At 41.2% G+C, this 23,244-nt stretch carries 23 protein-coding genes; 22 read left to right on the forward strand and 1 reads right to left on the reverse strand.

What is annotated here, in order from left to right; genetic code table 11:
* Positions 1 to 160: 160 nt before the first annotated feature.
* Complete coding sequence (locus DW930_RS01115) at positions 161 to 2,350, reverse strand: LTA synthase family protein (RefSeq protein ID WP_117744370.1); 2,190 nt, start codon at positions 2,348 to 2,350, stop codon at positions 161 to 163.
* Between the two features lie 243 nt (positions 2,351 to 2,593).
* Here DW930_RS01115 and DW930_RS01120 point away from each other — a divergent pair, with 243 nt between their 5' ends.
* The 22 genes from DW930_RS01120 (at position 2,594) to DW930_RS01230 (ending at position 23,112) form a co-directional block, all read left to right on the forward strand.
* The gene (locus tag DW930_RS01120; protein WP_123159105.1) at positions 2,594 to 3,757 is read left to right on the forward strand and encodes a class I SAM-dependent rRNA methyltransferase; all 1,164 of its coding nucleotides are present in this window, start codon (positions 2,594 to 2,596) and stop codon (positions 3,755 to 3,757) included.
* Entirely contained in the window at positions 3,754 to 4,431 is a 678-nt protein-coding gene (gene aroD, locus DW930_RS01125) for a type I 3-dehydroquinate dehydratase (protein ID WP_123159106.1), read from the forward strand. The genes DW930_RS01120 and aroD overlap by 4 nt, the downstream gene beginning before the upstream one ends.
* A complete protein-coding gene (aroE, locus tag DW930_RS01130) occupies positions 4,421 to 5,296 on the forward strand; it encodes a shikimate dehydrogenase (RefSeq protein WP_123159107.1) in 876 nt (291 codons plus the stop codon). The genes aroD and aroE overlap by 11 nt, the downstream gene beginning before the upstream one ends.
* A gap of 101 nt (positions 5,297 to 5,397) precedes the next feature.
* A complete protein-coding gene (gene aroB / locus DW930_RS01135; RefSeq protein WP_123159108.1) occupies positions 5,398 to 6,462 on the forward strand; it encodes a 3-dehydroquinate synthase in 1,065 nt (354 codons plus the stop codon).
* A gap of 21 nt (positions 6,463 to 6,483) precedes the next feature.
* Positions 6,484 to 7,650, forward strand: a complete 1,167-nt coding sequence (gene aroC / locus DW930_RS01140; RefSeq protein ID WP_123159109.1) for a chorismate synthase — start codon at positions 6,484 to 6,486, stop codon at positions 7,648 to 7,650.
* A 12-nt stretch (positions 7,651 to 7,662) separates the two neighbouring features.
* Positions 7,663 to 8,769, forward strand: a complete 1,107-nt coding sequence (locus DW930_RS01145; protein ID WP_123159110.1) for a prephenate dehydrogenase — start codon at positions 7,663 to 7,665, stop codon at positions 8,767 to 8,769.
* A 99-nt stretch (positions 8,770 to 8,868) separates the two neighbouring features.
* Complete coding sequence (locus DW930_RS01150; protein WP_123159111.1) at positions 8,869 to 9,207, forward strand: YlbF/YmcA family competence regulator; 339 nt, start codon at positions 8,869 to 8,871, stop codon at positions 9,205 to 9,207.
* A 273-nt stretch (positions 9,208 to 9,480) separates the two neighbouring features.
* On the forward strand, positions 9,481 to 10,764 hold the full coding sequence (gene aroA, locus DW930_RS01160) for a 3-phosphoshikimate 1-carboxyvinyltransferase (RefSeq protein ID WP_123159112.1): 1,284 nt from the start codon (positions 9,481 to 9,483) through the stop codon (positions 10,762 to 10,764).
* A complete protein-coding gene (locus DW930_RS01165; protein ID WP_123159113.1) occupies positions 10,757 to 11,242 on the forward strand; it encodes a shikimate kinase in 486 nt (161 codons plus the stop codon). The genes aroA and DW930_RS01165 overlap by 8 nt, the downstream gene beginning before the upstream one ends.
* Positions 11,233 to 12,087: a prephenate dehydratase gene (gene pheA, locus DW930_RS01170; RefSeq protein WP_023026959.1), complete on the forward strand. Its 855-nt coding sequence runs from the start codon at positions 11,233 to 11,235 to the stop codon at positions 12,085 to 12,087. Before DW930_RS01165 ends, pheA begins: the two co-directional genes overlap by 10 nt.
* Positions 12,084 to 13,409: an LCP family protein gene (locus tag DW930_RS01175; protein ID WP_123159114.1), complete on the forward strand. Its 1,326-nt coding sequence runs from the start codon at positions 12,084 to 12,086 to the stop codon at positions 13,407 to 13,409. Before pheA ends, DW930_RS01175 begins: the two co-directional genes overlap by 4 nt.
* Before the next feature lie 62 nt (positions 13,410 to 13,471).
* Entirely contained in the window at positions 13,472 to 14,830 is a 1,359-nt protein-coding gene (gene rlmD, locus DW930_RS01180; protein ID WP_123159115.1) for a 23S rRNA (uracil(1939)-C(5))-methyltransferase RlmD, read from the forward strand.
* A 172-nt stretch (positions 14,831 to 15,002) separates the two neighbouring features.
* Positions 15,003 to 15,323, forward strand: coding sequence for a TfoX/Sxy family protein (locus DW930_RS01185; protein WP_023026913.1), 321 nt, complete (start codon positions 15,003 to 15,005; stop codon positions 15,321 to 15,323).
* A gap of 374 nt (positions 15,324 to 15,697) precedes the next feature.
* The gene (gene aac(6'), locus DW930_RS01195; RefSeq protein ID WP_023023578.1) at positions 15,698 to 16,126 is read left to right on the forward strand and encodes an aminoglycoside 6'-N-acetyltransferase; all 429 of its coding nucleotides are present in this window, start codon (positions 15,698 to 15,700) and stop codon (positions 16,124 to 16,126) included.
* Between the two features lie 47 nt (positions 16,127 to 16,173).
* On the forward strand, positions 16,174 to 16,782 hold the full coding sequence (locus tag DW930_RS01200) for a Type 1 glutamine amidotransferase-like domain-containing protein (RefSeq protein WP_042507467.1): 609 nt from the start codon (positions 16,174 to 16,176) through the stop codon (positions 16,780 to 16,782).
* Positions 16,783 to 16,855: 73 nt separating this feature from the next.
* Positions 16,856 to 17,347, forward strand: coding sequence for a phosphoribosylanthranilate isomerase (locus tag DW930_RS01205; RefSeq protein ID WP_023023574.1), 492 nt, complete (start codon positions 16,856 to 16,858; stop codon positions 17,345 to 17,347).
* A gap of 367 nt (positions 17,348 to 17,714) precedes the next feature.
* Complete coding sequence (locus DW930_RS01210; RefSeq protein WP_123159116.1) at positions 17,715 to 18,734, forward strand: DNA/RNA non-specific endonuclease; 1,020 nt, start codon at positions 17,715 to 17,717, stop codon at positions 18,732 to 18,734.
* 120 nt (positions 18,735 to 18,854) lie between these two features.
* Positions 18,855 to 19,031, forward strand: coding sequence for a hypothetical protein (locus DW930_RS10425; RefSeq protein ID WP_023023570.1), 177 nt, complete (start codon positions 18,855 to 18,857; stop codon positions 19,029 to 19,031).
* Positions 19,031 to 19,642 (forward strand): Fic family protein, encoded by a 612-nt coding sequence (locus DW930_RS01215; protein ID WP_023023568.1) that lies wholly within the window; start codon positions 19,031 to 19,033, stop codon positions 19,640 to 19,642. Before DW930_RS10425 ends, DW930_RS01215 begins: the two co-directional genes overlap by 1 nt.
* A 259-nt stretch (positions 19,643 to 19,901) precedes the next feature.
* Positions 19,902 to 21,653, forward strand: a complete 1,752-nt coding sequence (locus DW930_RS01220) for a glycoside hydrolase family 13 protein (protein ID WP_120701865.1) — start codon at positions 19,902 to 19,904, stop codon at positions 21,651 to 21,653.
* Positions 21,654 to 21,732: 79 nt separating this feature from the next.
* Positions 21,733 to 22,272, forward strand: a complete 540-nt coding sequence (locus DW930_RS01225; RefSeq protein ID WP_120701866.1) for an RDD family protein — start codon at positions 21,733 to 21,735, stop codon at positions 22,270 to 22,272.
* Between the two features lie 147 nt (positions 22,273 to 22,419).
* Positions 22,420 to 23,112 (forward strand): Ltp family lipoprotein, encoded by a 693-nt coding sequence (locus DW930_RS01230; protein WP_117744348.1) that lies wholly within the window; start codon positions 22,420 to 22,422, stop codon positions 23,110 to 23,112.
* Positions 23,113 to 23,244 lie beyond the last annotated feature (132 nt).

A 23,244-nucleotide genomic window follows, 5' to 3' on the forward strand; every position in this document is an offset into this window, starting at 1 on the left:
AAGTCCTAGCCTCTCAATTGTCTTTGGATTGTCGAGTAAGACGCAGTGGTTGAGTGGGCTCTACTACGCTGATTTCATCAGCTTTTACAGCCCTACTCAACTGTGCGGAGGTGGGACGACGAAATTGAATTCTAACGAATTACCGATTTCTGTCCCACTCTTATTTTTTTTCTGATGAAGATGAACTGGAACTACTTGAGCTAGAATCGTCACTCGATGATGAAGAAGAACTGAACTGTTCAGGATGGAGTTCCTTATAGCTAGGTGCCTTGAAGAGATCAACCGTTGACTGATTGCCTTTTTGGCTATAGAGACTGGTTGATGCATCCCCTTTTTCTTTTTCGATTTTCTTCAATGCTTTCATCGAGTTATTGTAAGAGTAATCATCTGGGTTGACTTTTCCAAGATCATTACCGGTATAGAACCGTAAGAGATCACCAGTTTGAATACTATCACTAATCTTGAGTTGAAGATTGGCTGCCTCGCGGATCTTATCGAGTTGCTCTTTCGTTGTTTCGTCTGGATTGGTGATTTCTTCACCAGTCTTGGTGTAATAGGTCCGGCCACTGTAACTTGTATACTCAGGGGTTACAAAGTAGTTGGATGAACGGAAGGCAACGATTTGACTATGATCTGGAGATAATAAGTCTTGTCCAACTTGAAGGAAGTTCTTAGAATCAATTCCTAACAAGTGTTCCAATGTCGGAAGCATATCAATCTCTCCACCGTAGGTTTCAATAACTTTCCCCTTGTCCATACCTGGAATCACCACCATATAAGGCACGCGTTGCAACATGGCATTGTCATAGCTAGACCATGTCTCCGAGTTCTTATCGAGCAGAGGAGCTAGGGCTGGATTCCGAGAGTTTGAAATACCGTAGTGGTCACCATAGAGGACAATGATTGATTTCTCATAGAGTCCAGAGGCTTTCAAATAGTCAAAGAAGGCCTTGACGGAAGCATCCAAGTAGTTGGCTGTAGCAAAATACCCATTAATTGTTTCATCTTGCGTTTCTGCCAGAGGGAAGCCGACTTCGTCACCAATCAGACTCGTCGTATAAGGATAGTGGTTGGAAACTGTAATGAATTTGGTGTAAAACGGTTGTTGCATGTGTTCCAAGTACTTGATGGAATCCTTAAACATGATCTTATCGTTGAGTCCATATTGGAAGGAATTGGTATCATCTTGCTTGGTAAAGTAAGAGGCATCAAAGAAGTAATGGTAGCCCCATTGTTTGTAAGCTGTATTACGGTTCCAGAAGCTTCCGGCATTTCCGTGGAAAACAGCACTGGATTGGTAGCCATTCTTAGAAAGAATAAAAGGAGCTGCTTGCTGGGTGTTGGTGCCACCGTAGTTCACCATAAAGGAACCTTGGTTCAAACCAAACAAGCCTGTTTCAATCATGGTCTCTGCATCTGATGTTTTACCAGCTTTTACCTGGTTGAAAACATTAGCAAATGCAAAGGTTTCATTTGAATGGTAAAGTGAGTTGATAAAAGGGGTTACTTCGTATTCTTTGCCATCGACCTTCAATTTATAATCGATCAAGAATTGTTGGAAACTTTCCAAGTGGATATAGATGACATTTCGTCCCTTAGCTAGACCAAAGGTTTCAGGATTTGGTTGAGCATAGTGGCTAGCAACATACTCTTCAACTGGCTTCAAGTCTACTTCAGAGGCTTTTGAGCGTTCTTTATTTGCCATGTAAGTCTGGTTGGCACTGTAACCTAAGAAGGCTGGTAAGCCAAGCGCACGGACTACATAATAATTTGAGAATCCACGCGTTAACAACTCCGGACGGTCAATTTCTGCCAAGAAAAGGTTGGCAGAGAAGAGCATAGCAGAGAGAGAAGTAACTGCAAAACTTGCCCGTTTATTAAATGGACGGGGATCTAGTTTGACCAATTTTTTAAAAAAGAGGAAAGCTAGAATTGGAAAGTCTAGAATATAGATGATGTCCCAAGGTCGGAACAATTCTAAGGCTGCTGCCCCAAGACCAGCGGATACCTTACTAGAGGCTAGCATGGTATTGACAGTTACGAAATCTGTAAACTCACGATAATAAATCGAATTGGATATCAACCAGATAAATAAAATGACATAGATGCTAAAAGATAGCAAATAGAAGAGTTTGGTTCTCTTAATATAAAAAGCGAGACCGATGAATAAGAGACTTAACGGTATCGGGTTAATGATTGCAAGAAAAACCTGATAGAAGCCTTGAATATCTAGATTAAAGTCTACCGTATAGGCCCACATGGTTTTAAACCAATAAAGCAACAGTAGGGTAAAGACAAATCCTAGTCTGGTACTCATAGCATCGAGTATCGTTTTGGTAATTTTTTTCACAAAAATATACTTCCTTGCCTTATTTCCTAAAAATTTTCTTACAACAGTATACCATAATTTAGATCGTTTTGAAAATAAAGCAAGCAGATAATGAGGGATAGAAAGTCTAAGATTGAGATTTGTAATCTATTACTAAACAAAAAGAGCAAGAATGTTTAAAACGATGGAGATCACTTTGTTATTAATCGTATTTTTAAGGAAGAGACTTTGTGAAATTTTGAAAATTTTGATACAATAGAGAGTATGAAAAAGCTGACAATTAACCGACAAGTTGAGAAGAAAATCCATAAAGGTTATAAGATTTTAGAGAAGGTTGACTTTGGGCAGCTCCCCTTTGACAATGAGGTTGTCGAGCTGGTTACAGCTTCGGGCCACTTTGTTGGGACAGGTTACCTTTCCGAGCAAAACAAGGGACTTGGTTGGGTCATCTCTCCGAAGAAAATCACCTTGGATCAGGCTTACTTTTGTCACTTATTTGCTGAGGCTAAGTCAAAACGTCAGTCTTATTATCAGTCGGAATTGGATACTGCTTTTAGAATTTTTAATCAAGAAGGCGACGGATTTGGTGGTTTAACCATTGATCTCTATGAAGATTATGCCGTCTTTTCTATTTACAATGCCTTTGTCTATCAAATCAGAGACTTGATCGTTGCAGCTTTTCAAGAAGTTTTTCCTGAAGTCTTGGGAGGATATGAAAAAATCCGTTTTAAGGATCCCGGTTATGAGTCAGCTCATCTATTTGGTCAAGAAGCTCCAGAGACCTTCTGTATTTTGGAAAATGGAGTTCGTTACCAAGTTTTTCTGAATGATGGCTTGATGACAGGAATCTTCTTGGACCAACATGAAGTGCGCGCTAGTTTAGTAGATGGTTTAGCAACAGGCAAAACCTTGCTCAATATGTTTTCCTATACGGCGGCTTTTTCAGTGGCAGCTGCTATGGGAGGAGCACTGGAGACGACCTCTGTGGATCTCGCCAAGCGTAGTCGGGAACTATCTGAAGCTCATTTTTTGGCAAATGGTCTAGAATTAGACCAGCACCGCTTTATTGTCATGGACGTTTTTGATTATTATAAGTATGCCAAGCGTCATGGTTTGACCTATGATGTGATTGTTTTAGATCCGCCGAGTTTTGCTCGCAATAAGAAGCGTACCTTCTCAGTTGCGAAGGATTATCACAAACTAATTGAGCAGTCCCTAGAGATTTTAAATCCAAAAGGTATTTTGATTGCTAGTACCAACGCTGCGAATGTCAGTCGAGACAAATTTAAAAAAGAAATTGAAAAGGGCTTTAAAGGCCATAAACATCGCTATATCAGTGAGGTAGGACTTCCAGCTGATTTTCGATACAATGAAAAGGAAGAAAGTAGTAATTACTTGAAAGTTTTTACAATTAAGGTGGATCAATGAAATTAGTTGTTTCTGTAATGCCAAGAAATTTTGAAGAAGCACAGGCCATTGATGCCAGTCGGTATCAGGAAGCAGATGTCATTGAATGGCGTGCGGATTATTTGGATAAAAATGATATTTTACAAGTTGCGCCTGCCATCTTTGAAAAATTTGCCGGTCGTGAGATTGTATTTACCCTGCGGACACGGGAGCAGGGAGGAGAAATTGAACTTTCTGGTGAAGAGTACGTAGCCATTATCCATGATATCAATAACATCTATCATCCGGATTATGTCGATTTTGAGTACTTTGGTCACCAGGCCGAGTTTAATCAGATGATGGATTATTCCAATCTTTGCTTAAGCTACCACAATTTCCAGGAAACCCCTGAAAACATGATGGAAATTATGTCGGAATTAACCAGCTTTACACCGAAATTGGTAAAGGTCTCTGTGATGGCTCATACTGAGCAGGATGTTCTCGACTTGATGAACTATACACGTGGCTTTAAAACGCTAAATCCAGAACAAGAGTTCGTTACAATTTCTATGGGGAAAATTGGCCGAATTTCTCGCATTGCTGCTGATTTAACTGGTTCTGTTTGGTCCTATGCTAGTGTTGGAGAGGAAAGTGCTCCAGGTCAAATTAGTTTAGCAAGCATGCACAAGATTCGGGAGATCTTAGATGAGGATTGATGGCTATACGCGAATGGCGGCCGTCATTGCTAAGCCCATTCGTCATAGTATCTCGCCCTTTATTCACAATTATGCTTACCAACTAACCGCCACCAATGCGGTCTACCTTGCTTGGGAAGTGGCAGAAGAACAAGTTGAACAAAGTCTTCAACAGTTACGAGTACTGGATATGTTGGGCGCCAATATTTCCATGCCATATAAGAAAAAGGTCCTACCCTACTTAGATCAGGTAGATGAAAGTGCCCAACTCATCGGTTCGGTCAATACAATTGTTCAGAAGGATGGTTGCTTAACAGGATACAATACTGATGGACTTGGTTTTTTAAAGAGTCTACCCAAGACTTTTTCTATAAAGGATAAGAAACTTGTCCTTTTGGGAGCAGGTGGGGCAGCAACTGCCATTGTCCTAGAAGCTGTTCGACAAGGAGTGGCAGAGATACATTTATTTGTTCGCCCAGAAAGTTTAGCCAAGTATCAGGCTACCTTCTCTCCACTATCTGAAGCTCTCTCTTTTTCAATTATCCTCCATGACTTATCCAGTTGGGACCAGGTCAATGCAATGATGGTGGGAGCGGATTTATTGATCAATGCTACAGGACTTGGAATGGACGGGGTTTCCCTCCCTGTTCCTAAGGAGTTTACCTTTCCTAAAGGATGTCTAGTAGCCGACTTAGCTTATTTTCCTGCCAAGACACCTTTTCTTCAATTAGCAGAAGAACAAGAGCTGCAAACGGTAAATGGGCTTGGAATGCTGTTTCATCAAGCTGCCCTAGCCTTCGAACTGATGACGGAAAAAACCTTCCCAGAGCAGGAAGTCTGGCAAGCCTTGAAATTGGAATACCCTGAATATGTATTAGAAAAATGATGGAAGAAAACAGAAAAACTTAATCAAGTGACCTCTGTTTTCTATTTTTATACAATGGTGAAATTGTAATATTTTTCACATGAATTTGAAAGGAGATCCTTATGAAGGTGAATGTTGATCTACCAAAGAATGGTTATGAGATTGTCATTGAGAATGGAGCAATCCAAAAGGTTGGAACTTGGCTCAGTCATTTATGGAAACCTCAAAAAATAGCAGTCATAACAGACAACCATGTGGGATCCCTTTATGCAAGTCAGGTAGTGAAATGCCTTGAAAGTAAAGGATTTACAGTTGTTCATTATGAATTTCTAGAAGGGGAATCTAGTAAAAATCTGACGACTGTTCAGAAAGTTTATGAATTCTTAGCGAAGAATGGCATGACACGATCGGATGGGATCCTTGCTCTGGGTGGTGGCGTTGTTGGAGATCTAGCTGGTTTCGTGGCTTCCACTTATATGCGTGGGATTCATTTCGTCCAAGTACCAACTAGTTTGACTGCTCAAGTCGACTCTTCTATTGGAGGCAAGACCGGAGTAAATACGCTCTATGCTAAAAACATGATAGGAACCTTTGCCCAACCTGATGGAGTCTTGATTGACCCTGAGGTACTGCGGACCCTGGGCCAACGTGAGTTGATCGAGGGCATGGGGGAGGTCATCAAGTATGGACTCATTGAGGATCCAGAATTATGGGAAGAATTGGAAGGAATGGATGGCTCCGTCGAGTCTATTTATGAGCATGCAGAATCCCTGATTGCCCATTCCTGTCAAGTCAAGCGCAAGATGGTTGTTGAGGATGAGCTAGACCAGGGCATCCGTCTTTATCTGAATTTTGGTCATACCCTTGGACACGCCATTGAAGCAACTGCAGGTTATGGCCAGGTCATGCACGGAGAAGCCGTAGCGATAGGGATGGTACAAGTCACTAAGGTGGCAGAAGCCAAGGGACTCGTCCAAGCCGGTTTAACACAGGCCATTCGTCAAATGTGTCAAAAATTTGGCTTACCGGTAGAATTCCATGGATGGAATAAGGAAGAGCTTTATCAAGCCTTAACCTTGGACAAGAAGGCAAGGGGCAATCAATTGAAACTCGTTTTGGTACCAGAAATTGGGACTTGTCAGATTTATCCAGTCCCATTGGAAGAAATGAGAGACTTCTTAAACTAGAAAACCGACAAAGGAGATACCATGCGTTATTTAACAGCAGGAGAATCACACGGACCACGACTAACAGCCATTATTGAAGGGGTGCCTGCAGGACTCCCTTTGACCGCTGATTTTATCAATGCTGAGTTGAAACGTCGCCAAGGGGGCTACGGTCGTGGAGCACGGATGAAGATTGAAAGCGATCAGGTCGAGATCACCTCCGGAGTTCGCCATGGCTTGACCATGGGAGGCCCCATCACCTTGAATGTCACCAACCTAGACCATCAAAAATGGCTGGAGATCATGTCTGTCAGTGATGTGGAGGAAAAGAAAAAGGGGCTTCGGAAAATTACTAAGCCTCGTCCAGGCCACGCTGATTTGGTCGGTGGGATCAAGTACCGTTTCGATGACTTACGCAACTCCTTGGAGAGGTCATCAGCTCGGGAAACGACGATGCGTGTAGCAGTTGGTGCAGTAGCCAAACGGTTATTAGAAGAGATTGGGATCCAAGTAGCCAGCCACATCGTTAATTTCGGTGGCATCGAAGTAGAGGTTCCAGAAAATCTGACGGTTTCGCAAATCAAAGAAGCGGTCGCTCAATCCCAGGTTTCTATTGTCAATCGAGAGCGAGAGGAAGAAATCAAGGCCTATATCGATAGCGTGAAGAAAGAAGGAGAGACCATCGGAGGGATCGTTGAAACCATTGTAGGTGGTGTGCCTGTTGGTCTAGGATCTTTTGTCCAATGGGACAAGAAATTGGATGCCAAAATTGCTCAAGGGGTTGTCTCCATCAACGCCTTTAAAGGAGTAGAATTCGGAATGGGCTTTGAAGCTGGTCGTCGCAAAGGCAGTCAGGTCATGGACGAAATCCTCTGGTCCCAACAAAATGGTTATACCCGTCGAACCAATCATTTAGGCGGATTTGAAGGAGGCATGACTAATGGGGAGCCGATTATTGTCCGTGGGGTTATGAAACCTATCCCGACCCTTTATAAGCCACTCATGAGTGTCGATATTGAAACACATGAGCCCTATAAGGCAACGGTGGAGCGGAGTGATCCAACAGCACTTCCAGCGGCGGGAGTTGTCATGGAGGCTGTGGTGGCAACGGTCTTAGCCACAGAAGTCTTGGACAAGTTCTCTTCTGATAATCTGGAGGAATTGAAGGAAGCTGTCGAGCGTCATCGGGCCTATACCAAAGCTTTCTAACTGGAGAAATAAATGGAAGAAAAGGTTGTATATATCGTCGGTCTAGGACTGATTGGAGCTTCGTTAGCCATGGGGATTCGGAAGGCCCATCCAGAAGTTACTCTATTAGGTTATAATCGCAGTCAAGCCTCGCGGGATATTGCTTTGAAGAATGGGATTGTTGATAAGGTGACGGCCAATCTTGAAGAGTTTGCTTCTATAGCAGATATCATCATCGTCTCCTTACCTGTGAAACAAACGATTGAAACCTTTCAGCATTTGTCAAAAATCCCACTGAAAGAAGGGATTATTGTTACGGATGTGGGTTCGACCAAGGGGGCGATTGTAACAGCAGGTCAAGAAGCTTTTAACCATATCCCAGTCCGTTTTGTCGGTGGGCATCCCATGGCGGGGAGTCACAAGACGGGAGCTGCCTCGGCTGACTCTACCCTCTTTGAAAATGCTTATTACATTTTTACTCCAACTCTTGCGACTGATCCCAGTGCTATTTTGGAAATGAAGGAGTTGCTTTCAGGACTTGGAGCCCGTTTCATCGAGGTGGATCCTATTGAACACGATCGAGTCACTTCTCAAATCAGTCACTTTCCTCATGTACTGGCTGCAACCCTGATGGGACAAGCAGCGGCTTATACTGAGGATCACAGCCTAGCAGGTCGCTTTGCTGCAGGTGGATTCCGTGATATGACGCGGATTGCAGAGAGTGAGCCAAGCATGTGGACTTCTATCTTGCTGTCCAATCCAAGTGCTGTTCTTGATCGGATAGCGGACTTTCAAAATCGCCTTGATCAAGTTGCTGATATGATAAGACAAGGGCAAGAAGATGACATTTGGTCCTTCTTTGATCAGAGTCGGGAGCAACGCCAGCACATGCAAATCCACAAACGAGGCGGGGTGGAAAGTACCTTTGACATTTTTGTGGATGTCCCAGACGAAGAAGATGTCATCCTTCGGATCTTGGAGTTGCTTCGCGGGACTTCCTTAGTCAATATTCATATTAATGAGGAAAACCGGGAAGATGTTTATGGAATCCTCCAAATTTCCTTTAAGACAGCTGCAGATCAAGCAAGGGCTGAAGCCCTGATTACAGAGCAAACGGATTATAGCGTAGTGATCAAATAGGTCTCAAGTAGGATTTTTTTAAAAACATCAGTTTCTAATACAATATGTAAAATATTCTTTGTATAATAGAATGAAATCAAACCTTTAAGGAGAAATCAGATGTCAAATATTTATGATGTAGCCAATGAATTGTCACGTGGAATTCGTGACTTACCAGAATACAAAGCTGTCCTTGCTAGTAAGGAAGCCATTGATGCAGATGCGGATGCAAAAGCTTTATTCGGAGACTACCTTGCTTTCCAACAAGAAATCCATGGGGTCATCCAGTCTGGACAAATGCCAACCGAAGACCAACAAAAGAAGATGCAAGATTTTGCTGAAAAATTACAAGGAAACCCAATTGTGAATGAATTTTTTACCAAACAACAGCAACTATCTGTTTATCTAGGAGATATTGAACGGATTATTTTTGATCCAGTTCAAGATTTATTTAAATAAGGGAGAGGCTGGGACAAAAGTCCTAGCCTCTCAATTGTCTTTGGATAGTCGAGCAAGACGCAGTGGTTGAGTGGGCTCTACTACGCTGATTTCATCAGCTTTTACAGCCCTACTCAACTGTGCGGAGGTGGGACGACGAAATCGAATTCTAACGAATGACCGATTTCTGTCCCACTCTCTTTTTCTCCCTCCTCTTGGAGGTCCTTCCAAGTGAACGTTGAAAATGGCTTTTTTTTATGGTAGAATTTTTAGAAAAGCTTGAAGGGGTAAGCCATGAAATTACAAACGAATTGTAAGGGTTTAAATGGAATTATTCGTGTTCCAGGGGATAAATCAATCAGTCATCGGTCGATTATCTTTGGTAGCCTTGCGCATGGAACCACTAAGGTCTATGATATCTTACGTGGTGAAGATGTCTTATCCACTATTCAAGTATTTAGGGACCTAGGCGTCTCTATCCAAGATGATGGTCAAGTGATCACCATTGAGGGGAAAGGCTTCGAAGCCTTTCAACAACCTAAAAATGATCTGGATATGGGAAATTCAGGCACCTCTACTCGATTGATAGCGGGTGTCTTAGCGGGAAGTCCCTTCCCAGTTACCATGGTTGGAGATGATAGCTTGTCAAAACGACCAATGGACCGAGTGGCGATCCCTCTTCGAGAGATGGGAGTCACGGTCCAGGGCCAAACAGATCGAGACATGTTGCCCCTTCATCTGCATGGATCAAAAGAGTTACAACCAATCCATTATTCATTACCGGTAGCTTCTGCGCAGGTCAAGTCAGCTCTTCTTTTTGCAGCTATGCAAGCAGAAGGGGAGTCAGTCATTCTAGAGAAGGAACTGACACGAAACCACACCGAAGATATGATCCAGCAGTTCGGTGGCCGGATCAGCGTGAAGGGCAAAGAGATTCGCTTACGTGGGCCCCAGAGCTTCCAAGCCTGTGAGGTGACGGTACCAGGTGATATTTCCAGTGCGGCCTTTTGGTTGGTAGCTGGTTTGATTGTTCCTGATAGCAAGATTCGTCTGGAGAATGTCGGGATCAATGAGACCCGTACAGGCATTCTAGAGGTTATTGAAAAAATGGGTGGCAAGCTTCAAATCTTGGATCTTGATCCAGTTGCTAAGGCTGCGACCCTTGTCGTAGAGACTTCTGATCTCCATGGAACGGAAATTTCAGGTGATTTGATTCCTCGCTTGATTGACGAGCTTCCTAGCATTGCTCTTTTAGCAACGCAAGCTTCTGGCAAAACCATTATCAAAGATGCTGAAGAATTGAAAGTTAAAGAAACGGATCGCATTCAAGTCGTGGCAGATAGTCTAAATGCCATGGGAGCTTCCATCACTCCAACAGAGGATGGCATGATCATTGAAGGGAAAACGCCCTTGCATGCTGCTAGTCTGCAAACCTTTGGCGATCACCGGATCGGCATGATGGGGGCGATTGCAGCCCTGCTTGTGAGAGAGGGTGAAGTGGAACTCGAGCGTGCAGAAGCTATTAATACCAGCTATCCTTCCTTCTTTGCAGACTTAGAAAAGGTGTCCCATGCCTAAAGTACTACTCGGCTTTATGGGAGCAGGGAAAACAACCATTGGCCGTTTATTGGATCCAGCTTTTGTAGATATGGATGCGCTCTTGGTTCAACGCTTAGAAATGCCGATTTCGGCCTATTTTGCTCGCTTTGGAGAAGAGAGTTTTCGCCAGCAAGAGTCGCTTTTGTTGCAAGAATTGCTAAATGGACAGAGTTCCGTCATTTCAACTGGTGGGGGGATTGTCTTGAGGTCTGAAAATCGTGAGCTCCTCAAGAAGAATCCTTGTAATATTTATTTGCGGATTGATTTTGATCGCATCTATCAACGACTGGCAACTGATCCTGTAAATAAGCGGCCTCTCTTTCTTGATAAGACTCAAGAGGAGTTTCATGCCTTGTATGAACAACGCCTGCCCCTATATGAAGAAGTAGCCACACATGTGCTTGATGTTGCTGATAAGACACCTGAAGAAATTGTGGAGATGATTCGATGCTTGTAGCTTATCTCGGTCCTAAGGGATCCTTTACCCATCATGTAGCTCTAGAAAGTTTTCAAGACGCTGCATTGTGTCCTTATGGTTCTATTACTGAGGTATTGAAAGCCTATGAATCCCATCAAGTAGACTATGCAGTCATCCCTGTTGAGAATTCCATCGAGGGCAGTGTCCATGAGACCATTGACTATCTCTTTCACCAGGCCAGTTTCCAGGCTATCGCAGAAGTGGTTTATCCCATTAAGCAACAACTCTTAGCCGTTAAGCAGGATCAAGTCATTGAAGTCATCTATTCGCATCCACAGGCATTAGCCCAGGGAAAAGCCTATGTCCAAGAACATTTTCCTCAAGCCAGACTGGAGATGACAACTTCGACTTCCTATGCAGCTCGCTATGTCTCACAACATCCCGAACTACCTATTGCAGCCATTGCGCCTTTGGAGGCCAAGGATGAATATGGTCTGGAAGTTGTAGCCAGTAATATTCAAGAGATGGATCAGAATTATACCCGCTTTTGGATCCTTGGTCAGCGACCTTTTGAAGGCAGTCGCTCCTTAAAGAGTGTTGCCTGCAAGGATAGTCTGGCCATCACGTTGCCAAGTAATATTGCAGGTTCCTTATGCCAGGCCCTATCTACATTTGCTTCAAGAGAATTAAATTTAACAAAAATTGAGAGTCGTCCTTTAAAGACGGCCCTAGGGGAATATTTTTTTATCATCGATGTGGTGGATGCTGACGAATTACTGTTTGCTTCTACCTATCAAGAACTGGAGTCCCTAGGAGTTTCCATCAAAACCTTAGGCCACTATTCGGTCTATGTGCTAAAAGACAATGAAACGGAGAACGTATGAGTAGAGAATCAGAAAACCTATCCTATCATGAACAAAAGAGATTGGATTACCTTTATTCCAACTACCATTACCTGAACGAGAAAGAGCAGTCGGAATACAAGTACCTAAAAAATAAATCAGAGGGACGTTTCCAAGATGACCCCGTTTCAGCAATTGCTGAAGAGTCTGAGGCTTCTTCAAGTAGAGGAGAAAATGAGTCTGATGAATTACCTGTCTATCCATCACGTAGTCGAAAGGATAAAGCCAAATCCAATAAAAAGAATCGAGAGGAAGTAACAGGTCTTCCCAAACGTAAGAAGGGAAGAAAAATCCGCGTCAAACGGATTCTCAAGTGGATTGCTCTCTTTTTCTTGCTCATTATCGGTGGCATGGTCTTCATGTTTGTGAAAGGCCTCAACAGTAAGCCGACAGGTCCAGATGCCAAGCCAGCTGTCGTTGAGAAATTTAACGGCAAGAAGTCGCGAGATGGGGTCAATATCCTGATCTTGGGGACAGATGGTCGGATCGGTGAGAAATCGGACGAGACCCGGACAGACTCCATCATGGTGGTCAATGTCAATAACAAAGAAGGTAAGATCAAGATGGTCAGCTTCATGCGGGATACACTGGTCCATATTGATGGAGTGAGCCAGCAAAATATTCCTGAATATGATGGCTACTATGACCAGAAGCTCAATACTGCCTTCACCATCGGGGAGCAAAATAACAACCAAGGGGCTGAATTGGTGCGTCAGATGCTCAAAGACAACTTTGACATTGATATCCAATATTACGCCATGGTCGATTTCAAGACCTTTGCGACAGCGATCGATACGCTCTTCCCAAATGGGGTCGAGATGAATGCGCAGTTTTCAACGGTTGATGGCGAAAAGGTCAGTGAAGTTGAAGTACCAGATGATTTGAACATGAAAGACGGTGTCGTTCCGCAGCAAACCATCAAGGTTGGAAAACAACGGATGGATGGCCGGACCCTTCTCAATTACTCGCGTTTCCGTAAGGACGATGAAGGAGACTTTGGTCGGACCCGTCGCCAACAAGAGGTCATGTCCGCTATCATGCATCAGATCAAGGATCCAACCAAACTCTTTACGGGATCTGAAGCCCTTGGGAAAGTCTTTGCCATGACGTCTACCAATGTTCCTTTCTCTTTCCTATTGACCAATGGACTTGGACTAGTCGGAAGTGCTGGAAAAGGAATTGAACGAGTGACCATCCCAGAAAATGGGGATTGGGTCGATGCTTACGATATGTATGGTGGTCAAGGCTTGCTGGTCGATTTCGATGCTTATAAAAAGAAATTGTACCAAATGGGACTGAGATGATATAATAAGGGGATAGGAGTTTTGGACTCCACCCCTTTTAATTTGTAGAAAGATAGAAAACGATGTTAAAGAAAAATGAAATTGTAACGGTTGAGATTGTCGATTTGACACACGAAGGAGCAGGAGTGGCTAAGGTCGATGGCCTGGTCTTTTTTGTGGAGAATGCCCTGCCAGGAGAAGTCATCCGCATGCGCGTGCTCAAGGTCAATAAGAAGATCGGCTACGGAAAAGTAGAGGAATACCTGGAAAAATCCCCTCACCGCAATGAAGAACTAGACCTGGCTTACTTGCGAAGCGGTATTGCCGACTTGGGCCACCTAGCTTATCCGGAGCAGCTGAAATTCAAGGCCAAGCAGGTAAAGGATAGCCTCTACAAGATGGCAGGAATCTCTGATATCGACGTGCCCCTGACCTTGGGGATGGACCATCCTGTACAATACCGCAACAAGGCCCAGGTCCCTGTCCGTCGTGTCAATGGTCAGGTAGAGACAGGCTTCTTTCGGAAGAGCTCTCACGATTTGATGCCGATTGAGGACTTTTATATCCAAGATCCAGTCATTGACCAAGTGGTCTTGGCACTTCGGGATTTGATTCGTCGGTTTGACCTCAAGCCTTATGATGAAAAGGAACAATCAGGCCTGATCCGCAATCTTGTGGTCCGTCGAGGTTATCATTCAGGAGAAATCATGGTCATTTTGGTGACCACTCGTCCCAAGGTGTTCCGTGTCGACCAGTTGATCGAGCAGTTGATCAAGCAATTCCCAGCCATCAAATCCGTTATGCAAAATATCAACGACCAGAATACCAATGCCATTTTTGGAAAAGAATGGCGGACACTTTATGGTCAGGATTACATTACTGACCAAATGTTGGGCAATAGCTTCCAAATCTCTGGACCAGCCTTTTACCAGGTCAATACCGAAATGGCAGAGAAGCTCTATCAGACAGCCATTGACTTTGCGGAGTTAAGAGAAGATGATGTCGTGATTGATGCCTACTCCGGAATTGGGACCATTGGCTTATCTGTCGCTAATCATGTCAAGGAAGTCTACGGAGTGGAAGTTATCCCAGAAGCAGTAAAAAATAGCCAGAAGAACGCAGAATTGAACGGTATCACCAATGCCCACTATGTCTGTGATACAGCTGAAAATGCCATGAAGAATTGGCTCAAGGAAGGCATCCAACCAACTGCCATCCTGGTCGACCCACCACGCAAGGGCTTGACCGAAAGCTTTATCAAAGCAAGCGCTCAAACAGGAGCTGACCGCATCGCCTATATCTCCTGTAACGTAGCCACCATGGCGCGTGATATCAAACTCTATCAAGAATTGGGCTACGAATTGAAAAAAGTCCAGCCGGTGGACTTATTTCCGCAGACGCATCATGTCGAGTGTGTGAGTTTGTTGGTTAAACGCAGCTAATCCTCAAAAGGTTCACTGAACCTTTTGAGTCCCACAAACGCACCATGTTGAGGCGGTTTCACTGCTTGTACGAGATACGAAGTAGCATAGTAGAAACGGAAGGCCCACCATATTGAACTAATATAAGTATTAAAAATCCAGTAGACCAATGCAAATTTTGGAGGTGTAGATTATGTCTTCAAGTAAAGAATATTTAGATTTCATTTTAGAACAATTATCCGAGTTGGAAGAAATATCATATAGAGCAATGATGGGTGAATATATAATTTATTATCGTGGGAAAATCATTGGTGGAATTTATGATGATAGATTTTTAGTGAAGCCTGTCAAATCCGCAATAGCATACATGCCAAATGCAAAGTATGAGTTACCATATGATGGAGCAAAGGAAATGCTATTGGTAGATGATGTTGACAACAAAGAATATTTAACCGGCTTATTTAATTCAATGTATGATGAGTTACCTGCACCAAAACCAAAGAAAAAGAAATAATAAAATCTCAGTTTATCTAGGTAATACCATTTAACGATAACCTTATGCTATCGTCAAAAAGTTTATAGAACAGACAAGATTACCTGGCATAATTAGTGTTCGCTCGTTTCATGCTGAGGCCGTACCACTGCTTGTCCGAGCTGAGGCATCAGCGAAGTAGAAGAAGATGTTCTGCCCATGGGATAGGACTCGTAGAAAGAGGAGAGAAACCGACGAAATGATACGGTAAGTCCGAACCGCTGAGTGCGTGGCTCTGCTCTTCCTATCTGAGACAGTCGAAAAGTAGAAAGGGATGGTATTGGTATCAATTAATGAGTAACAAAGTAACAGCATGATTCGAAACATTTGCTTGTAATTTGCGGAGGAACATCAATATGGATGGAATAACAAATGATTCTATAAAAACGGCTAAACTAATGAAACAATTATGGCCCCAATTGACCGATAAAGAAGCTATTGATGAAGTAAAAAAATATACGAATGGCAAAAATACTGCAATCTTTACTGAAGTTGAAGGTGACACAATTGTAGGTCTAGCACTATGTTCACTAAGATTTGATTATGTTGAAGGTTGTAAATATAGTCCTGTTGGATTCTTAGAAGGGATTATTGTCGACGAGGAATATCGTTTAAAGGATATTGCTAAAAATCTCTGTACAAAATGTGAGGAATGGGCGAAAAATAAAGGATGTAAGGAATTTGCAAGTGACTGTACTTTAACGAATACCGATTCTATAAGATTTCATCTCAATATTGGATTTCAGGAGGCAAATAGAATTATTCATTTTAAGAAAAAATTATAATTTCAGAACGTGGCCAACATTTATGTATCTTTAGAAAGTGTGATAACTTGAAAGAACAAATTTTTTTGATGGGTGGGAATCCGCCGATAAAGAACCATACGATTGTTAATAAAATTGTGTCATCAAGGAAGATCGAAAGAATTATCATTTTTACAGTTTTTCGTGAAAATTGGGAACCGTACATGAAAAAGTACACGGAAGTTTTTCAAAGTCATTTTCCTAATCTAAACGTTGATTACCTGCTCCTGGACACTGAGCAGATTGATTTTGATAGCTATCTAGATGCTGATCTAATTATTATCGGTGGTGGAAATACGGAAAAATATATAGCTACTTATGTCAATCAGGAGTTCAAAAAATATATCGATCATATGCTTAAAAAAGAGGCGAAAATTATAGGATTTTCTGCAGGAGCCCTATTATTAGGAGAAAAAGTCTATGTCTCACCAAATGATAATTCAGATCATCAGATAAAGATAAAAGATGGATTAGGACTCTTTAATCAGTTTTTAATTAGTGTCCATTACGATTCATGGAATGATAAAGCTAATAGGGATAAAGCTGAAGAACTCGTTAATGTTCCCATAATTCCACTAAATGATCATTCCTGTCTTGTATTAGATAAACTTGGAAATATTATTGAGAAAATTGACTAGTTTTCATTATCTAAATCTTGATTTAGGTAACTAAAGTGTAAACGAACATTTAGATGAAAGGTTTAGAGTAAACATGAGTCTCTTATTTGAAGAATTTAAAACCATTTGTTTCCATTTAAATCGAGTCGGAATTATACCGACACTGATGGGTTCTTTGGGATTGGAGTTTAGAACGAAAGAAAATTGGGGGCCGTCTGACATTGACATTCATGTGCCTGGTGACCCTAGAGGTTGGGAAGCACCTGATCATCTCAGAATTTATGACTGGGACAAGATAATGAAAGTGATGAAAGACTTAGGCTACGTCTTAATAGATATTCATGAGCATGAATTCCAAAAGGATCGAGTGAGTGTTGAATTTGGAAGTATCGATTCCTTACCTGATTTTGCAGGAGTTTCGGAATCGGATATAGATCTTATTCACATTGAAGGAATCACTTTTCGTCTTCCAAGTATGGAGCAGTATCTAAGTATTTACAAAGCTTCTTCTCAAGACTCCTATCGAAATGATCACAATGACAATAAGGATTTTAAAAAGATCGAGTGGCTGGAAAGACATTTGTAAATTATCATATGAAAAGTAGTAAGTTGTAAAACTGACTGCTATGTTATTTTTATTGGTCATTAAATTTATACTATAGAAAAATCTGTCCAATTGATCTAATCATAATCAAATAACAAGTAGGAACATTCATGTTTAAATCCAATAAGCTGATTATTTTTTTAATTTCCCTTCCTTTCCAGTGCTTTCGACAAAGTCAAAGCAATTTTTGATGATGCTGGTGTTGATGTGGACTGGTTGTAAAAACTTACTAAAGAGGATCCATTGTTTTATTTAATCAAACTAAAAATTGAAATCTAAACCGAATTTCTATGTTTGTAACCGCTTTTTTCTGCTATAATAATACTAGATAGTAATGCGGGAGTTTATTATGGTTATAAAAGGTTTTTTTAAAAATGTCATCGTTGGGATAGTCGCGGTTTTCATGTCCTTAACCTTTGTTCATGGGGTTCAAGCTCAGCAAACTGGACTCGATTACCAAAGTCTTAACCTGTTACCTTTTACTGGTAGCAAGCAGCTCGTTCTAGGTGAGTTTGATCATTTAGGTCGTGCAACTTCAGCACATATACAGTTACAAGACAAGGATGAACCAAAGCAGAAAAGAGAGCCACGGCTTACCTACAATCCAGTAGGCTGGCATAATTATAAGCTGTCCTATGGAAACAAAGGGAAGAAGGCCTGGTTGTTCCATAGAGGGCATCTGGTCGGCTATCAATTTAGTGGCTTGTCTAATGAAGGGAAAAATTTAGTTCCCTTAACTGCCTGGACCAATAGTGGAAATTATAGTGGCACTGCTGATAGTAATAATGAGGGGATGCTCTACTATGAAAAGCGCTTGGATAGTTGGTTGGCGACTCACCCTCATTATTGGTTAGACTACAAGGTGACCCCGGTTTATGAGGGTGATGAATTAATTCCGAGACAAGTCATCTTGCAGTATGTTGGGATTGATCAAGAAGGAAATCTACTCCGTATAAACCTAGGAAGTCCAAAAGAATCTGTAGATGCTTATGGGATTACCACTGTTACCTTGGACAACTACTCTAAGAATGCAACGATTGATTATGTAAAAGGAACAGCAACTCCATCACTGGTTCCGACTGAGCCAAGTAGTCAAGCACAACCTGCCAGTCCTCCTGTAGAGACCCAACCAAGTCAAGCTCCTCAACCGAGTCAATCAGTAGAGCCAGCTCAGCCAGTTCAACCTGTGGAGCCTACAGAACCAAGTCGTCAATTGGCTCCAGTAGTATATGTGGCAAGAAATGGGAGTGCGGATGTTTATTGGTATTCTTTAGACAACATGCCTCGCAATACTAATTTTTCTAAGGTTGTTCAGATGTCAGAAGAGCAAGCACTAAGTCTCGGAAAGAGGCATACAAGTAAGGAATGAGGATCAGTTATTTTGATAATAAGAAAGCCCAATTGCTGGGCTTTTTGTTGTAGGGTAAGTACTAAATAGGAGAACTAAAATGATTGAAAATATGCTATAATAATAGGACGGAGGTAGAATATGACCTTAGATGTAGATAAAGAAAAAATGATGATTATGGGTGTGGTTTTTGACAACAAAAAGGTTTTTAAGAGCGTCTGGTTTGCTCTGAGCACCAATATGATTGAAGGATGGCATCCCACGGTAGAAGACGTGGAGCGACTGAGAGAAGAGGCAGTTGCATTAGGAGTTGGATAATGGTCAGAAAAATATATGATGGGTATGATTATATAGACCCTGATAATTTGTACACCTATCCCCATTCATCTGTTCTCATAAATAAATTTAATGAGAAAAATGATAATAAAGCACGAGAATTAGAATATCGTTTAGTAGCAAGTCAAAGTTTAAAACTGTTTATTAATCCAATTGAAGTAAATACTGTTTCAGATATTTTAAAGATTCATAAGTTTCTTTTTGAAGGAATGTATACTTGGGCAGGTCAATACCGTCAAGTAAATATCTCTAAAAGTGGAAATGCTTTTATGCCAGTTCAGTCTTTTGATATGGCAGAAAAATTTTTAAATACTTTGCTTTCAAACTATTTACTTAACGCAAATAATAAAATTGAGATTTGTAAAAGTTTAGCTGAGATATTAGATAATCTAAATTATTTTCACCCATTTCGAGAAGGAAATGGTCGTACTCAACGAGAAGTTATCCGTTCTTTAGCTTTGATGAAAGGTTATGAATGTGAAATTTCAATTGGTTTAGATGATGATATCTATCACTTATATATGGATGGAACAGTTTATGGAGATACTAGTAAGCTCGAACAACTGTTCAATAAACTATTAACAGAAATATAGAACTGTAGTATATTTTAGTAGGAAACAGTATAAAGTGATGCTTATAAGGTAAAGTCATTGCTTCAACAAAAATCTTTAAGCCCAATCGTTGGGCTTTTTATGTGCAATACAATCTTAAAAAAGTTAGAAGTTATGAATGATCTCCTCTAATATCTTGCAAACCTTTTCATAAAGTTGTATACTAATAAATGATTTTGTGTAATCGTTTGCATAAATTGATAAATGATGAGAAAAGAAATAAAAGTAGGAGACTAGACAGATGGAATTAACAGCTATTTATCATCGGCCTGAATCGGAGTACGCCTATCTTTATAAGGACGGCCAGCTCCACATTCGCATCCGGACCAAGAAAGAAGATATCAAACGGATTGTCTTGCACTATGGGGATCCTTTTATTTTTATAGAGGGTCTTTATGAGGCATCCAAGGAAATGGATAAAGTGACGACAGACGACCTATTTGATTACTGGCAAGTGTCGGTATCTGTTGGCCATGCTCGGATCCAGTACCTCTTTGAATTAGAAGATACAAAAGGACAGAAGGTCTTGTACGGAGATCGAGGTGTGGCTTCCTATAACAAGGAGAACCTTGAATTCGTCATGAACGGATTTAAGCTTCCTTTTATCCATGAGATTGATGGTTGTGCTGTTCCAGATTGGGCGGCGCAGACGGTTTGGTACCAAATCTTCCCAGAACGCTTTGCCAATGGGAATCCAGCCCTTTCTCCGGAAGGCGTTCGCCCTTGGGATGCATCAATTGCTCCTAAAATATTGGATTTCTTTGGTGGAGATTTACAAGGGATTATCGATCACTTAGATTACTTGCAGGAGTTAGGGATTACAGGGCTCTACCTTTGCCCGATTTTTGAATCTCCGAGCAGTCACAAGTACGATACCATTGATTATTTTGAAATTGATCGACATTTTGGTGATAAGGAGACCTTCCGACAGCTAGTGAAAGAGGCCCACGCGCGTGGGATGAAGATCATGCTGGATGCCGTCTTTAACCATATTGGCTATGATTCACCTCAATGGCAGGATGTGCTCAAACACGGGGAGAGTTCGATATACAAGGACTGGTTCCACATCAAGGAATTCCCGGTAGAGACTGATAATTTGTGGAATAGTCGCGACTTGTCTTACCATGCGTTTGCCTTTGCGGGCTATATGCCCAAGCTCAATACGGCTAATCCAGAGGTGAAGGCCTATCTCTTGAAGGTGGCGACATACTGGATTGAAGAGTTTGATATCGATGCTTGGCGTTTGGATGTGGCGAATGAAATCGACCATCAATTCTGGCGCGATTTCCGTAAAGCAGTCTTGGCCAAGAAACCGGACCTCTATATCCTCGGAGAAATCTGGCATTCGTCCCAACCTTGGCTCAATGGCGATGAGTTCCATGCCGTTATGAATTACCCGCTCTCTGAAAGTATCAAGGATTATTTCCTGCGAGGACATAAGGAGACACAGCGCTTCATTTGGGAGATCAATAGCCAGTCTATGTACTACAGGCAGCAGATCTCTGAGGTTATGTTTAATCTCTTGGACTCGCATGATACAGAGCGCATCCTGACGACGGCCAAAGGTGATCTCCAGTCTGTTAAGTCTGCTCTCGCTTTCCTCTATTTGCAACGCGGTACGCCTTGTATCTACTATGGAACAGAGCTAGCTCTCATCGGTGGTCCAGACCCAGATTGCCGCCGTGTCATGCCATGGGAGCGCGTGGCAGCTGACAATGACATGCTAAACTTTATGAAGGACTTGATCCAGCTCCGAAAAGAAGTAGCGGGCATGATTCAGTATGGTAAAGTGAGTCTGGAAGAAGTGGAGCCAGATGTGGTGGCAGTGGAATGGCAATATGAAGGTGATATTCTCAAAGCCTACTTTAACCACTCAAAGAAAGACGTTGTCTTAGAAAGAGGACAGGCAAATCTGATCAGTCTTGTGAATATATCCGATGGTCGATTGATCATTCAGCCAAATGGCTTTGTTATTTATAGAGAAGATAAGTAGGTTTGAAGACTGCAATTGCTAGATTGCAGTCTTTTTTTATAAATAGTTTCTTTATTCGTACCCTTATATTATAATGGAGATGAGAAAGGGGGAGACGGTGATGAAGATGTTAGCAATCAATCCTATTTCGGTTAAAAAAAGAATGATAGAATTTCTATTCGATTATCTTTTCATTCTAACTTATTTAGTTTTTCTGTTTATAGTTTCGATGCTTATTTACATTATTTTTTTTAATGGTGTCCCAGAGTTTACAGAAATTCAGTCGCAGTGGCTCGTATTTTTTACCTCTATTTTACCAATCACACTCCTTTTCACATACTTGGATTATGCAAAAAATGGGAGTTTTGGGAAGGTAAAAGCAGGACTTGAACTGGTCTACCAGAAAAAAACAGTACAAGCTAGCTTGATCAGAAACACCATTAAATTTTTACCTTGGCAACTCGGTCATATGGGCACAATTCATGGCTTCTATAGTAATTTTGATGGATTATCCATTATCCTCTCTATTTCGGCGACTTTACTAGCAGTTTCCTTACTAGCAATGACGCTGTTTAGGAAAGATAAGAGGCATCTTGGAGACCTGCTAGCCCATACGCAAGTGCAACTAAAAGGTGACTAGGATACAGATTGTCTATTCTGTCCTAAAAGAAAAAATACACATAGTTAGGAAGTATCTGTATAAATGAGATCGTTGAGTTTACAATATTGCTTTATTAAGAACAAAATAACAAATTAATTTGACTACAAACAAGTAAAGGTATTCATTATGAAAGAATTTTTGAAATTTATTTTTTGGATGTTTGTTTCGATTTTTGTATTGATGGTAGTAGTTGTAGCTCTTATGTTAAATAGTTATGATAGAGCTTATGAGAATGCTCATAAGCATTCGAGTTATTCATGGAAAAAAGTAACTTATCCTGTAGAAAAATACTCTAATCCAATTGATGAATATAATGATAATTTCGAATTATTATTTAATTTGCTTGTTAAAAAACTTTTTTCTCCAACTTTAGTAGAAAAAGAATTTAAAAGGGCATATGAAACAGCTAAAAATCTGTCAGCGGATTCTCCTATTTCGATGCAGGCTATCAAAAATAAAATAAAGATTTATAATTATTCAGAAGGCGCTAACCAGTACGCTGTATATAAGCTTAATATAGACTGGAGAGAGCAGGCTGTTTTAGCAGCAAAATCACTTCAAAAGTATCGTTATTCAAAAGAAAAGTTAGTTGAGCAACTGATAAATGTTGCACTATTTACTCAAAAAGAGGCTGACTATGCTGTAGAACAAGTAAATTTCGATTGGAAGGAGAATGCTGTGAAAGAAGCGGAATCTTATGTAAACAGTGGCAAGATTTCGAAAGAAAAGTTATTAGAAATACTTGTTGAGAATAAAAAATTCACTCAAGAAGAAGCTGAGTATGCTATAGAACATGCCAAAATAGATTTGTTGGATTAGACAATAGTTCTAGTATTTATTTAAAGACCTTAAAAGAGGTTAATGAAGCTAAGATAGCTGCGGTAGAAAGTTATGAAAAGTGGCATAATGAGCATAAGGACACAATTACTATTTATGATCGCTATTTGAACA

It is taken from the genome of Streptococcus sp. AM43-2AT (genome assembly GCF_003603405.1).
GTDB classification, from domain to species: Bacteria; Bacillota; Bacilli; order Lactobacillales; family Streptococcaceae; genus Streptococcus; species Streptococcus ilei.